16 protein-coding genes are annotated in these 14,323 nt (G+C 31.6%); 9 read left to right on the top strand and 7 right to left on the bottom strand.

Translation table 11 applies throughout. The features are described from left to right. Window positions 1-52 precede the first annotated feature (52 nt). From ACQY6M_RS00485 to ACQY6M_RS00460, 6 genes are read left to right on the top strand one after another with little or no spacing between them, the layout of a single operon-like run. Complete coding sequence (locus ACQY6M_RS00485) at window positions 53-1,018, top strand: stage II sporulation protein M (RefSeq protein ID WP_428742736.1); 966 nt, start codon at window positions 53-55, stop codon at window positions 1,016-1,018. Then, window positions 1,011-1,859, top strand: a complete 849-nt coding sequence (locus tag ACQY6M_RS00480; RefSeq protein WP_428742735.1) for a hypothetical protein — start codon at window positions 1,011-1,013, stop codon at window positions 1,857-1,859. The genes ACQY6M_RS00485 and ACQY6M_RS00480 overlap by 8 nt, the downstream gene beginning before the upstream one ends. Window positions 1,860-1,905: 46 nt before the next feature. Then, a complete protein-coding gene (locus ACQY6M_RS00475) occupies window positions 1,906-2,595 on the top strand; it encodes a DUF4129 domain-containing protein (RefSeq protein ID WP_428742734.1) in 690 nt (229 codons plus the stop codon). 4 nt (window positions 2,596-2,599) lie between these two features. After that, complete coding sequence (locus ACQY6M_RS00470) at window positions 2,600-3,838, top strand: DUF4350 domain-containing protein (RefSeq protein ID WP_428742733.1); 1,239 nt, start codon at window positions 2,600-2,602, stop codon at window positions 3,836-3,838. 1 nt (window position 3,839) lies between these two features. Beyond that, on the top strand, window positions 3,840-4,844 hold the full coding sequence (locus ACQY6M_RS00465; protein WP_428742732.1) for an AAA family ATPase: 1,005 nt from the start codon (window positions 3,840-3,842) through the stop codon (window positions 4,842-4,844). Between the two features lie 2 nt (window positions 4,845-4,846). Next, a complete protein-coding gene (locus ACQY6M_RS00460; RefSeq protein WP_428742997.1) occupies window positions 4,847-6,178 on the top strand; it encodes a DUF58 domain-containing protein in 1,332 nt (443 codons plus the stop codon). 46 nt (window positions 6,179-6,224) lie between these two features. Here the strand turns inward: ACQY6M_RS00460 and ACQY6M_RS00455 are convergent, their stop codons facing one another. Genes ACQY6M_RS00455 through ACQY6M_RS00445 form a run of 3 tightly spaced genes read right to left on the bottom strand, consistent with a single transcriptional unit; the run spans window position 6,225 to window position 7,193 of the window. Further along, complete coding sequence (locus ACQY6M_RS00455; RefSeq protein WP_428742731.1) at window positions 6,225-6,554, bottom strand: CCC motif membrane protein; 330 nt, start codon at window positions 6,552-6,554, stop codon at window positions 6,225-6,227. A gap of 15 nt (window positions 6,555-6,569) precedes the next feature. Then, the gene (locus tag ACQY6M_RS00450; RefSeq protein ID WP_428744898.1) at window positions 6,570-6,839 is read right to left on the bottom strand and encodes a DUF2752 domain-containing protein; all 270 of its coding nucleotides are present in this window, start codon (window positions 6,837-6,839) and stop codon (window positions 6,570-6,572) included. Between the two features lie 30 nt (window positions 6,840-6,869). Then, window positions 6,870-7,193 (bottom strand): YbaB/EbfC family nucleoid-associated protein, encoded by a 324-nt coding sequence (locus tag ACQY6M_RS00445; RefSeq protein WP_428742729.1) that lies wholly within the window; start codon window positions 7,191-7,193, stop codon window positions 6,870-6,872. A gap of 71 nt (window positions 7,194-7,264) precedes the next feature. On the opposite strand from ACQY6M_RS00445, the gene ACQY6M_RS00440 reads away from it, so the two are divergent. After that, window positions 7,265-9,427: a S9 family peptidase gene (locus tag ACQY6M_RS00440; RefSeq protein WP_428742728.1), complete on the top strand. Its 2,163-nt coding sequence runs from the start codon at window positions 7,265-7,267 to the stop codon at window positions 9,425-9,427. A 114-nt stretch (window positions 9,428-9,541) separates the two neighbouring features. Continuing rightward, window positions 9,542-10,537: a PLP-dependent cysteine synthase family protein gene (locus ACQY6M_RS00435; RefSeq protein ID WP_428742727.1), complete on the top strand. Its 996-nt coding sequence runs from the start codon at window positions 9,542-9,544 to the stop codon at window positions 10,535-10,537. Window positions 10,538-10,668: 131 nt separating this feature from the next. Here the strand turns inward: ACQY6M_RS00435 and ACQY6M_RS00430 are convergent, their stop codons facing one another. Next, window positions 10,669-11,688, bottom strand: a complete 1,020-nt coding sequence (locus tag ACQY6M_RS00430; protein ID WP_428742726.1) for a DsbA family protein — start codon at window positions 11,686-11,688, stop codon at window positions 10,669-10,671. A 142-nt stretch (window positions 11,689-11,830) separates the two neighbouring features. Between ACQY6M_RS00430 and ACQY6M_RS00425 the strand changes: the two genes are divergently transcribed. Next, the gene (locus tag ACQY6M_RS00425; RefSeq protein WP_428742725.1) at window positions 11,831-12,190 is read left to right on the top strand and encodes a winged helix-turn-helix transcriptional regulator; all 360 of its coding nucleotides are present in this window, start codon (window positions 11,831-11,833) and stop codon (window positions 12,188-12,190) included. Between the two features lie 27 nt (window positions 12,191-12,217). On the opposite strand, the gene ACQY6M_RS00420 is transcribed toward ACQY6M_RS00425, so the two are convergent. The 3 genes from ACQY6M_RS00420 to ACQY6M_RS00410 form a co-directional block, all read right to left on the bottom strand. Continuing rightward, the gene (locus tag ACQY6M_RS00420) at window positions 12,218-12,757 is read right to left on the bottom strand and encodes a hypothetical protein (RefSeq protein WP_428742724.1); all 540 of its coding nucleotides are present in this window, start codon (window positions 12,755-12,757) and stop codon (window positions 12,218-12,220) included. 128 nt (window positions 12,758-12,885) lie between these two features. Further along, complete coding sequence (locus ACQY6M_RS00415; RefSeq protein WP_428742723.1) at window positions 12,886-13,902, bottom strand: DUF4405 domain-containing protein; 1,017 nt, start codon at window positions 13,900-13,902, stop codon at window positions 12,886-12,888. Between the two features lie 88 nt (window positions 13,903-13,990). Beyond that, on the bottom strand, window positions 13,991-14,314 hold the full coding sequence (locus ACQY6M_RS00410; protein WP_428742722.1) for a winged helix-turn-helix transcriptional regulator: 324 nt from the start codon (window positions 14,312-14,314) through the stop codon (window positions 13,991-13,993). Window positions 14,315-14,323 lie beyond the last annotated feature (9 nt).

Here is a 14,323-nt window from a genome sequence, read left to right as displayed (position 1 = left end):
ATTCTATGATTAGAGAAACTTCTCAACAATTACACTTTAATTTTTTGAGTAGATGAGAGAAGCTGCTTTTGTAAATAAAAATAAAGAAAAGTGGAAGCTCTTTGAAGCTGCTTTGTACGAAAAAAAGGTTATTTCTCCAGATAAATTGTCAGATTTGTATGTAGAATTAACTGATGATTTGAGTTATGCCAAGACTTTTTATCCTAACGGAGATACGGTGGTGTACTTAAATTCGATAGCATCTGCAGCACATCAAAAAATATATAAGACTAAAAAGGAAAGTAAAAACAGGTTTGTCAGTTTTTTTAAAACAGAATTTCCTTTGCTATTTTTTGGTTACCAAAAACAGTTGTTAATCGCGTTTTCGGTATTTGCTTTTTTTTCTATATGTGGCGCTTTTTCTGCGGCTAATGATGTTGATTTTGTGCGCCTTATTTTAGGAGATGGTTATGTAAATATGACTTTAGAGAATATAGAAAAGGACGACCCTATGGCAGTGTATAAGCAAGCTAATGAGATTAATATGTTTGTAGGGATAACCATTAACAATATAAAGGTAGCTATGTATGCTTTTGTGTTAGGAGTACTGTTTTCGGTTGGAACTTTATATATTATGATGCAAAATGGAATCATGTTAGGATCGTTTTTGTATTTCTTTTATGATAAAGATTTGTTTTGGGAATCGTCAAGAACTATTTGGATTCACGGAACTATAGAAATATCAGTAATCATAATTGCAGGGTGTGCAGGTTTAGTATTAGGAAACGGGTTGTTGTTCCCTAAAACCTATTCGCGATTAGAATCTTTTAAAAGAAGTATGAAAGATGGATTAAAGATTATGGTAAGTACCATTCCGTTTTTTATTGTTGCAGGTTTTTTAGAAGGTTTTGTAACCCGTCATACTGAAATGCCAGATTGGTTAGCCATTTTAATTATTACAAGTTCGTTAGCGTTAATTATATTTTACTACGTTATATATCCAATAAAAGTTTATAAAAATCAACAAATCGATGAATAAAGAATACATAGAATTTAAAAGAGAAAGAGATTTAGGAAGTATTATTTCTGATGCTTTTAAATTTATCAGATTAGAAGGAAAACAATTCTTTTTAACCATCTTAAAGGTAGCAGCTATACCAATTGTTATAGCGGTGGCTTCTATGATTTATTATATGATGTCTATGTCATCACTAATTAGTGAAGATGTGAGTGGTGTTATGGGTATGTTTGGAGCTATATGTGTTATGATGATAGCTTATTTAGTAGCCATTGTTTTTATCAATTTAGCTGGGATGTACTATATCAAATCATATATAGATAATAAAGGTCTGGTAAGACAAGAAGATGTTGTAACTAACACAAAAGCTAAATTTTGGTCATTTACAGGGTTTGGTATTCTAGCAGGATTGATATTATTTGCCAGTGCTATGTTGTGTGTATTGCCTTTGTTTTATACTTGGCCAGTATTATCGTTAGGAGCGTCTATTTTAGTATTTGAAAACGAAACAGCTTCAGGAGCAGTAGGTAAATGTTTTAATTTTATAAGTGGTTATTTTTGGGAAACTTTTGGGGTAATTTTCGTTGTTGCTATTTTGGTAGGTGTTTTAGGATATGTATTTCAAATTCCTGCATTTATATATCAAGTTATAAAAATGTCTATATTTATTGGAGACGATCCTATGATTGCCATAAATGTTTATAAAGATCCAATATATTTATTCTTAAACATTGTTTCTATTGCAGGACAATTAATGTTTTATTCGATAACACTTATTACCAATGTGTTTTTATATTTTGACATTAATGAAAAAAAGAATTTAACAGGAACTATTGAAAGAATTGATAGCATAGGACAATAATCTTTTGAAACAGTTACTTTTTTACATAACGTTTTTTATTTGTTCAATGACTGTTTTTTCTCAGGAAGAAAAAAGAGCGGTTCAGTACGATGATGCTATTATTGAACAAAAAAAGTTTGATGCTCAAAAAATAGAAGAGTACAAGCAAAAAGATGATTTTATTTATATCGTAGAAAAAAGAGAACCTACTATTTTAGAGAAAATATGGGATTGGATAAAACGAACCATCATCAAAGTCCTTTCATATATTTTTGATGATATTAAACCAGCAGTAGGTTTTTTACGAGTTGTTTTAAAAGTATTGCCTTATTTGGTAGCAGGATTGGTATTGTTCTTTATCATTAAATTTTTTTTAAAGGTTGATGCACGTAATATTATTGATGGCAAAAGAGCAAAACCTATCGTAAGCCTTTCTGAAGAAGAAGAATTAATAAGAGATAAAGACTTGCCAAAATTAATTCAAGAGGCTATTTTGGAAGGGAATTATCAATTAGCGGTACGTTATTACTATTTGTTGTTGTTGAAAAACCTATCAGATAAAGAATTGATTTCTTGGCAACAAGAAAAAACGAATGAAGATTATATTAGGGAATTGTCATCTAAACAACCATTACATAACGACTTTAAGAAATTGACTTACTTGTATGATTATGTGTGGTATGGAGAGTTTTCAATAGATAAAGAAAAGTTCTTACAAGCAGAAACTAATTTTAAAAACACGCTAGCTAAAATATAGTAATTTGGATAAAAAGCTTAAAATATATATTGGATTGTTGGTGTTTATAGTGTTTGGAATTATCTATATCGAGTCTATAAAGCCTAAGACAATTAATTGGTATCCAAGTTATGCTGCAAAACATAAAATTCCCTATGGAACATATGTGTTGCATAAAGAAATGCCGAGTTTATTTCCTAAAAGTGATGTAAAAGATGTGTATCAAAATCCGTATTTATATTTAAAAGATACTCTGAATAATGGAACTTATTTCTTTGTAGATAATGCAGTTAATTTTGATAAAGAAGAACTCAATGAATTATTGAAATTTGTAAATAAAGGAAATGATGTTTTTATAGCGACTAATGGAGTGCATATTGATACACTACAGGCACAAACAAGTTATTTAACTACTTCTGCGTTTGAGGAAAAAGCCTATCAAAGGATGAGCAACCCTATTTTTGGAGAAAGGGAGTATTATTTCGATAAAGATTTTTCAAAACTATACTTTTCTGAAGTAGATACGTTAAACACTACTATTTTAGGAGAGTTAGTGGTAAGGAATGAAAATGATTCTATCATTAGCAAAAAGCCAAACTTTATTAAAGTTAAACATGGGGAAGGTAATTTTTACCTGCATACTTTTCCATTAGCATTTACCAATTATAACATGCTGTTAGATAATAACTATGAGTATGTGGCAAATGTGTTGTCTTACTTAGATAGTAATTCAAATCAGAAAAAAAGCAGTGCTAGTTATGCTAATGGAAATACTATTTTATGGGACACTTACTATAAAACAGGAAAAAGTAGAATTACGTCACCTATGCATTATATTTTAACCACAAAATCGTTAAAGTGGGCATATTATATAGCTTTGATAGGAGTGTTATTTTTTATTGTTTTTAAAGGAAAACGAAACCAACGGTTAATTCCTGTAATTACACCGTTAAAAAACCAAACATTGGCTTTTACACGTACGATAGCAAATATGTATTATGAAAAGTCAGATCATGAAAATATCGCTGAACACAAAATCAATTATTTTTTAGAGTACATTAGAAATAAATATCGATTATCTACACTAAAGATAGATGAGCGTTTTTATAAGAATTTAGCAAATAGAAGTGGTAATTCTGAAGAAAAAGTGATTGACTTATTTCAGAAAATACAACAGATACAATCAAAATCAAACATAACCGAAGAAGATTTGGTAGCGTTAAATAAGGCTATTGAAGATTTTAAAGTATATAAAAAAGAGTAGGATGAGTACAGAGAATAATCCAGTAGAAGCAACAAGTGAGTTGTTTACAAATAGAGTAGACTTGTCAAAATTAAAAGAAGCAGTTGTTCAAATAAAAGAGCAGTTGGGAAAAGTAATCATAGGACAAGAGGAGTTTATGGAATTGTTGTTAGTTTCTTTATTAGCAGACGGTCATGTATTGATTGAAGGTGTACCAGGAGTAGCTAAAACGGTAACAGCAAAATTGTTGGCTAAAACAATAGCAACTGATTTTAGTAGAATTCAATTTACTCCAGACTTAATGCCTTCAGATGTGTTAGGGACTTCGGTGTTGAATATGAAAACATCTGACTTTGAATTTAAAAAAGGACCTATTTTCTCTAATATTGTGTTGATTGACGAAATTAACAGGGCACCAGCTAAAACACAAGCGGCATTGTTTGAGGTGATGGAAGAAAAGCAAATTACGATGGATGGGGAACGTTATGAGATGAATCCACCATTTATGGTATTGGCAACACAAAACCCAATAGAACAGGAGGGAACTTATGCTTTACCAGAAGCGCAATTAGACCGTTTTCTATTCAAAATTAACGTAGGATATCCAAATTTAGACGAAGAAATACAAATTATTACAGCTCATAACAATCGTAAAGGAGCGTTACCTCAAACTAAAGTAGAGGCAGTATTAACTGAATCTGAATTATTAGAGTATAGAAGCAAGGTTTTTGAAGTATTGGTAGAAGAAAAAATTATCAAATACATCGCGCAACTTATTTCTAATACGCGTAACAATGCGCACTTATATTTAGGAGGTTCACCAAGAGCAAGTATAGCAGTTTTGATGGCTTCTAAAGCTTTTGCAGCGATTAATGGACGTGATTTTGTGATTCCAGAAGATGTAAAAAAGAGTATTTATCCAGTGTTACGTCATAGAATTATGCTAACTCCAGAACGTGAAATGGAAGGAATGACCGCGGATAAGGTAATTGAAATGATTGTACAATCTGTTGAAGTTCCAAGATAGTGATTCAATTTTTTAAATCGTTATACATACATAACCGCTTTTTTATTTACATCAGCGTTGTTTCGGCTCTATTTTTATTGTCGTTCTGGTTGCCTGTATTATACTCAGTAACATGGATGTTGGTATGGCTATTTGTAATAGCAATGTGTATTGACTTGATTGTTTTATATCGGTTTAAAAATGGCTTTTTAGCAAAAAGAATTGTGTCTGAAAAACTATCAAATTCTGACGATAATGAAATAGCAATCACACTTGAAAATAAGTATCCATTTCAGGTTTTTATTTCATTGGTAGATGAATTACCTACTCAGTTTCAAAAGAGAGATTTTGAACATACCACTTCTTTACAGTCAGGAGAAAAATCAACCTATACATATAGTGTTAGGCCTGTTGAAAGAGGGGAGTATAATTTCGGTAAGGTGAATGTATTTGTATCTTCTTTTTTACAGGTATTTTCTAAACGATATATATTCTCAGCTGAGCAAAGTGTAAAAGTATATCCTTCCTATATACAAATGAAAAAGTACGAGTTTTTGGCAATGCACAATAACTTGACGGAGTTTGGTATGAAGAAAATACGACGTATTGGACATACGATGGAGTTTGAGCAAATTAAAAACTACATTCCTGGTGATGATGTGCGTACCATAAATTGGAAAGCGACTGCTAAAAGAGGGGATTTGATGGTGAATCAATATCAGGATGAGAAATCGCAACCCATTTATTCAATTATCGATTTAGGACGTGTCATGAAAATGCCTTTTGAAGGATTAAAGTTATTGGATTATGCAATTAACTCAACTTTAGCTTTTTCAAATATAGCGTTGTTGAAAAATGACAAAGCAGGAATGCTTATGTTTTCTAAAAATGTAGAAAAGATAGTAGCTGCAAGTAACAAGAAAACAAATTTATCTGTCATTAATGAAGAGTTATACAACATTACTACTAATTTTTCAGATGCTAGTTTTGAATTGTTATATGCAAATATCAAGAGAAAAATAAACCAACGAAGCCTGCTGATATTATACACCAATTTTGAGCATATTTCCGCTTTAAAAAGACAATTACCGTATTTAAAAGCAATTGCTAAAAAGCACTTGTTAGTTATTGTTTTCTTTGAAAACACAGAGTTAGATGCGTTAATCACAGAAAATGCAGAAGATTTGCAAAGTGTATATCACAAAACAATAGCAGAGAAATACGCTTATGAAAAACGTTTAATGGTGAAAGAGCTAGAAAAACATGCAGTTCATGCTATTTTAACAAAACCAAAGTATTTATCTGTAAATGTAATTAATAAATACTTGGAGTTTAAAGCAAAAGGAATGATATAAAAAAAGCGACCATCAGGTCGCTTTATATTTTTAGTCTAGAGATTTTTTATTGCATCTCTTGTATTCTTTCATTTAGTAATTCAGGATTTCCAATGACATCCCAACCAAAGTAAGATCCAATTAAAATAACCATTGCTAAAATAAGTAAGCTTAAAACAATACCTATAATAGCTAATATTTTACCTACTTTGATACTGTTTAAACCATCATATAATTCTGGGGCTTCATTGTAAGCGTCTTTGGATTTCTTAGCTAAAATTAACGCTACAATTCCCATAATTAATCCAAAAAAACCAGCAAAACAGCAAGAACCTAAAATAGATAATACTCCTAAAACTGTTATTGTAGTTGAATTTGGTAGTTTTTGTTTTTCCATAGTTTTTTACTAAAGTTAAATTAATTGATTCATTTTTATAACATAGCTAATTACAATAATAGCGATATTAAGAATGGCCAATATACTGATTATTTTTTGGGCGTATTTTATCTTGTAGAAGAAGTTAATTCCTACAATAATAGCTAAAAGAAGTAAGGTGTATATGGCAGGATACATTTTAAAAGCAGCGATAAATTCACCTTGAAATACTAAACTTAATGCGCGTTGAATTCCACAACCTAAACAATCAATTCCAAAGAGTTTTTTATTTAAGCAAGGGAGCATATAATCTTCTAGCTTTAAAAACATACGCTATTATTTGAACATGTCCATTCCAGGAATGTTTGGCATTCCGCTCTTAGCAGCAATAGCTAATTCTTGTTCATTAATTTCTCCAGCACGTTTCAATGCTTTATTTAAAGCTAAGATTAGGTAGTCTTCTAGTTCTTCTTTATCTTCTAGTAAAGATTCATCAACACTAATAGCTTTTATTTCACGATTTGCAGTTACGGTAACTTTTACATTTCCACCAGCAACAGCTTCATCAATTAAAACTGTATTTAATCGTTTTTTTGTTTCCTCTACCTTTTGTTGGGCTTCTTGTAATTTCCCCATCATTCCAGAAATATCTCCAAACATCGATTTTTATTTTAAAATTTTTATAATCACAAATTTAGTATTTTCACAAGGAATATGACCCACCAAATAAAATGAAAAAAATAATGCTATCTGCTTTGGTTTTTAGTCTTATTTTTGCTTCCTGCAAAAAACAGGAAATGAAGAAAGATACCAAAGCCCCAGTTGCTGAAAAGCAACCAACTAACTTAGAAAAACACGGAGATATACGCGTAGATGATTATTTTTGGATGCGTTTAACTGATGAGCAAAAAAATGCCAAAGTTAAAGATGAGCAAACCCAAAAAGTATACGATTACTTAAATGCCGAAAATGCCTATTATGATGAAATGACCAAAGAAACCAAAGAGTTTCAAGAAGGGTTATTTCAAGAAATGAAAGGGCGTATTAAAGAGGATGATGAGTCGGTTCCGTATAAAAAGAATGGATATTTTTATATAACTCGTTACGAGAAAGGGCAGCAATACCCAATTTATAGTCGTAAAAAAGAAACGTTGGAGGCTGAAGAAGAAATCATGTTCAATGTGAATGATGAAGCTAAAGGATATGATTATTTTCAGTTAGGAGGATTAACAGTTTCTCCAGATAATAAATTAGTAGCCTTCGCGACTGATACCGTAAGTCGTCGTCAGTATTTCATTAGAATTAAAAACCTTAAAACAGGTAAGATTTATAAGGATATTATTGAAAACACTACAGGAAGTTCGGTTTGGGCAAATGACAATAAAACCTTGTTCTACGCTAAGAAAGACCCTGTAACGTTACGTTCTTCAAAGATTTATAAGCATACCTTAGGTTCAGATTCGTTATTGGATGAATTGGTATATGAGGAAAAAGATGATACGTTTGGAACTTTTGTAGCTAAAACAAAGTCTAAAAAATATATCATCATAGGATCTTACAGTACCGTTTCTACAGAATATCAGGTGTTGGATGCTAATAATCCTAATGGAGAATTAAGAATCATTCAACCGCGTGAGCGTGATTTAGAATATGATATTGCGCATTATGGAGATCATTTTTACATCAAAACGAATAAAGATGGGGCTACCAACTTTAAGTTGATGAAAACTCCTGAAGATAAAACTACAAAGGAGAATTGGGTAGATGTAATTCCACACAGAGAGGATACTTTATTTGAAGATTTTTCAATTTTTAAAGACTACTTAGTTTTAGAAGAAAGAAATGAAGGGTTGAATAAAATCCGAATTAAGCGTTGGGATGGGACTGAAGATTACTACTTGCCTTTTGAAGAAGAAACCTATTCAGCAGGTGTACATGGTAACCCAGAATTTGATACCGATATTATTCGTTATTCCTACAATTCGATGACGACTCCAAGTTCTGTAATTGATTTCAATATGAAAGACAAATCAAAAGAAATCAAAAAAGAACAAGAGGTTTTAGGTGGGAAGTTTGATAAGAATAATTATGTAAGCAAGCGTATTTGGGTGCCAGCACGCGATGGTAAAAAAGTAGCTTTATCTATTGTATATCATAAAGACACTAAAATTGATAAAAACACCCCCGTGTTACTATATGCATATGGTTCTTACGGATATACTATTGACGATGGATTCTCAACTACACGTTTAAGTTTATTAGATCGCGGTTTTATTTTTGCATTGGCACATATTAGAGGAAGTCAGTATTTAGGACGTGATTGGTACGAGAATGGTAAAATGTTGTACAAGAAAAATACCTTTAACGATTTTGTAGATTGCTCTAAATATTTAATTGATAACGGTTATACTTCACCAGAACATTTATATGCTATGGGAGGTTCTGCAGGAGGATTATTAATGGGAGCTGTAATTAACATGAATCCCGAGTTGTATAATGGAGTAATCGCATCTGTACCATTTGTAGATGTTATTTCTACGATGTTAGATGATAGTATTCCTTTAACGACTGGTGAATATGATGAGTGGGGAAATCCGAACGATAAAGAGTATTACGATTATATCAAGTCATACTCTCCTTACGATCAGGTAGCAGCAAAATCATATCCGAATATGTTAGTTACAACTGGGTTACATGATAGTCAAGTACAGTATTGGGAACCAGCAAAATGGGTTGCTAAACTACGTGATGTTAAGACAAATGACAATTTATTATTCTTGCATACGAATATGGATACAGGTCACGGAGGAGCATCTGGAAGGTTTGATGCATTAAAAGAAACTGCTGAAGAATACACCTTCTTTTTGATGTTAGAGGGTAAGTTAAAAAAATAATTATATTTTTGCGCTCGATTGAGTGTAAGTGTCATTGCGAATGCAACGAACAATCTCAACAGATTTATTCGTGTCCGTTTTCGTAATGACACTTTTTCTTATTTACAAACTATAATGAAGAGACATCAAGGTATAACCAATTCAATATTAGATTTAGTAGGTCAAACTCCCATGATTCAACTGCATAGAATCACCCAAGATTTACCGGGTACTTATTATGCAAAAGTTGAAGCATTTAACCCGGGACACTCTGCTAAAGATAGGATTGCTTTGCATATCATAGAGACCGCTGAAGAAAAAGGAATTGTAAAAGAAGGAGATATCATTGTAGAGACTACTTCAGGAAATACAGGATTTTCATTAGCAATGATTAGTATTGTGAAAGGCTATCGATGTATTTTAGCGGTAAGCGATAAATCTTCTCAAGATAAAATAGACATGTTAAAGTCGATGGGAGCTGAGGTGCACGTATGTCCTGCAAACGTAACACCAGACGATCCTCGATCGTATTATGAAGTTGCCAAAAGATTACACAGAGAAAATCCAGGGTCTATATATATCAACCAGTATTTTAATGAATTGAATATTGAAGCGCATTATAAGACTACTGGACCAGAAATTTGGAAACAGACCGAAGGAAAGGTAACTCATGTAGTAGCGGCTAGTGGAACAGGAGGAACAATTTCTGGAACCGCGAGATATTTAAAAGAGCAAAACCCTGATATTAAAATTTTAGGGGTAGATGCTATGGGATCTGTCATTAAAAAATACCACGAAACAGGTGAGTTTGATGCTACAGAAATAAGTCCTTATAAAATTGAAGGACTAGGAAAAAACTTAATTCCTACTTCTACCGATTTTGACGTAGTGGATGTATACGAAAAAGTATCAGACAAAGAAGCTGCTTTAAAAGCTAGAGAGTTGGTGAAAACTGAAGGAATCTTTGCAGGGTATACTTCAGGAGCAGCATTACAAGCAACTCAACAATATGCAGATCAAGGTTATTTTGATGAGAATAGTGTAGTGGTAGTGATTTTACCAGATCATGGTTCTCGTTATATGAATAAAATTTATTCTAATAACTGGATGAAAGAGCAAGGTTTTATGTAAGTCTTGCTGTATGATAAACTAAAAGTTTTGCTTTTGTTTTTTATACATAAGCAATAGCGGAATTAATGATGTTATTTTAAAATAAAAGGTAACATCATCTGGGGGGGTTACACTATTGCTTATGTTCAGTGCTAGAAGTTAGATTTTTTAATCTTCCATATTGCACCATTTTTAGTAGCAATTTTTTCTAAATACTCCTTTTCCATAAGATCGTTTAATAATTGCTCACTTTGGCTTCTAGGAGTTCCCGATAACTCTGAAAATTCTCTAGCTGTAAGTGAATTATATTTAGTGAATAATGTTGTCCAATCTTTAGCATATTCACTTTTAGAAATTGTAGGCTGAATTTTTAAAATAGCCATTTCGTAGAAAGCATACGCTTTGGATCCGTATACGATTTCTTGGTTACCAGAATTGTCTTCAAAATAGATGGTAGGAAAACCTCTTACTCTATAAGCTCTTGCTAATTTTAAATCTTCTTCAAATAATAGTTTCGCTTTTTCTTCATAGTCAGTTTTTAATAAATCAACATTAAGCCCCACATTTTTTGCCGCTGTAGCCATATGTTCCCACTTGGCAATGTTTTTCTTTTTTAAGAACACCATTTCTCGCAGTTCTCTTAAAAAGAGAATAGCTTTGTTTTTATCTTGTAGTTGAGCTGCTTTAAAAGCAATTGAAGGAGGATAAGAAGAATCTAAAGGATCTTCTAACCATACATCACCGTCTATGGGCATATCGTAGTAAGCGCTAACTTCATCCCAATGATGTGCAACATCCGAAGGTTTGCTTATCCCTCCGCTGTTGTAGCTCCAGTCTGGTAATAAACCACCCATTCTATAATCAATTTCAATATCTTGTCCGTACTCAAGTTTTAATTTTCTCAGTTGAGGTTCAATACCCCAACAAGAGGAACAAATAGGATCGGTAAAGTAAACCACCTTTATTTTGTTTTTACTAGGTTGTTCTTTTTTTTCAGTAGGAGTTTTGGTTTCATTAGTAGTCACCTCGCATACTCCTGTTTGTGGATCACATAAAAGCGGATTTACATTCGATGTTTGTTCGTTCACGTTGTTTGTTTTTGATTGTCCTTTGCAAGCTGCAAGATTCAACAAGGCAATAAATAATATGATGATGTTATTATTTTTAACCATGTTCTTTTCTGTTTTACCATTGATTTATAAGACAAAACTAAAATGAATTACTAGTATATTTGCTATAGGTTTCATAAAGGAAAGTACTTTCGAATAGGAAACTACCTTAGTGTTTAAAGAATAAATTGTTGAGTTTACATCAGTGAAAAAATCAGTAATTAACAATACACCTGTTTGTCAGGTTAGGATGCAAGCGATTAGTGATGCCATGAGCATATTATCAGGAAAATGGAAGTTCCATATTTTAGGTACTTTGATAGAAGGTAATAAATTAGGCTTTATGGATTTATTACGAGAAATAGATGGAATTGGGTCAAAAATGCTTTCAAAAGAATTGCAAGATTTAGAAATGAATCGTTTGGTTAACAGAACGGTTAAAAATACCAAACCAATCACAGTTGAATATACTATTACAGAGTATGGTAAAACGCTAGCTCCTTTAATTGATACGTTGGCAAACTGGGGAATTGAATATAGGCAATCGATGTGTGAGGAGAAATGATTTAAAGGGGGAGGAGTAAACTTATATTTAGTTCTTAGAATTAATACTTTCTTTAGCGAAAATATGATACTTACTTTCAGGCATTAATTGCTTCATTACTGTGCAGTAATCTTCAACAATTAAATCTCTTTGATAAATCTTATCAGCATAAAGTTTGAAATTACTTGTGTCGGATTTAATAGAAAAAATCACAAATTTTTTATTTTTTTGTTTCTCTTTTTTATAGAAGTGTAAAAAATCTCCAAATTTCCAAGTTGTATCTTTTTCGTGTATTAAATATTTTTTTTGTTTTATATATTTTTGATTGCTAAACGCTTCTCTTTTAAAAAGTGGTTGTATAGTTAAAGTATCTTTCTTTTTTGAAATAATAAGTCTTTCAGATGTGTGATAAGTACAAGCTCCAATGAACATTTCAACTTTTAAAGTGTCTAATTCAGTCATTTTTGTTTTGAAATCTTTAAAATCTCTATTTAATACAAAGTTTGACTTCTTAACCGTTTTGTCAGTTTTATCACAAGAGTAAGAAAAAGATATAATTAATATTAATATGAAGCTTTTTAAATTCAATTGTAGGTTATTTGTTTAGGGTATTTAATTCTATTAGCAATTTATACTCATCTATAACGAAGTTATTCCAAAATTTATTAAGAATCAAATCAGTTCTATTTAAATTTAGCGCAAGAATCTTATATGTATCACTCTAATGTAAAAATAATTCTTTTAGCAATATTTTTGGCAGTGGTTATATGTGATAGATCTGTATACAATTTTCCGTTTTTTCCTGAATGATGTCCATGTCCTATCAAATTCATTATTTGATGTGTTGTTCCTTTAGTAATTTCAGCCGCATAAATTAATGAGGGTTGTCCTACTTGTCCAGACCCAGAATATATCTCGTCGTTAGGAAACTTATCTTTCGTGTAATATTCGTTCCAATCGTAAGATTGATTAATTTCTATTAAAACTTTGTAATTTGAAAGACTATTCAAATCGCTTTTAGATTTGATGATAAAATTTCCTGTAGGAGTAGCTCCAGAAACCGCATCTAAATCAGGGGAGCTTTCTAAAGGAATGTAAAGTCCGTCAGATGCTTTGATTCCTCTTTTATGAGACCAATAAGGCAAAGCTTCTGGTCGTCTAAGTTTAGCAGATTGCCATGTATCATTAACTTTTTTTCCATAATCAAAAGTACTTGATGAAATTACTCTAGAAATGTAAAGGGTTTCAATATAATTTCCAATAGAATCTTCAGCCCAGACAGCAAATAGAGGGTATTGAAAAGCGCTACCTTTTTTTAGCTCGATGCTTATTTTGTGATTTCCAATAGTTTTATCCAATTCAATAATTTGATAATCAAATGTCTCTTCCGTTTTTCCAAGTTGCTCATTTCTGAGTTGATTCCCCCAATTGTATACAGTATTAAACAATGGGTTTTCAGAATAAATTAGTGTACAGATCAGAGTGAAAAATACGAGTATAAATGGAGCTTGTAGTTTTTTTACTTTAGAAACTCTCTTTCCGCTTATGTAGTTTTTTAAAGGTAATTTGTTGTTGACTATATGAAATACCATAGCCAAAATAAATAACAAGGCAAAGAATGTATGTAAGGATGCAATTCTCTTTTCAAAGGGAGTGAAATATAACAGGATTCCTGTTCCTGAAAGGATAATAAGTGTAATGATAAGTATGTTACCTAAAGTTCTTCTGTCCATGATAAAAAATAGTTTGACGACAAAAGTATTAGTTAGGTAGTATGAGGACAATAAGGGGCAAATTTGCCCCTTATTTTTTTAGAAAAAATTATATTTTTCTTCCAAATTCGTCTAAGCTTTTTAATACGGAGATTAAATCTATTCCCCTTGAAGTTAGGGAATAAACCACTTTTTTAGGGTAAACATTAAAGTCAGTTTTTTTAATGATTCCGTCATTAACCAACTCTTTTAATATTTTTGTTAAGCTTCTTTTTGAAGCTTCAGGGTTATACTTTTCTAAGTCAGTTAACCTACAATCACCTCTATTAAGCTCACAAAGAATTGCAATTTTCCATTTTCCAGAGATGATGTTAAGAGTCTTTTCCATAGGACAATCTTCCTTTAATGGAGTCTTTCGAGTATATGTTCCCATTTAAGTTTT

Source organism: Tenacibaculum sp. (assembly GCF_050290165.1).
Classification (GTDB): Bacteria; Bacteroidota; Bacteroidia; order Flavobacteriales; family Flavobacteriaceae; genus Polaribacter.
The sequence above is the reverse complement of the archived record's forward strand: the minus strand, read 5'-3'. Positions and strand labels throughout refer to the sequence as shown.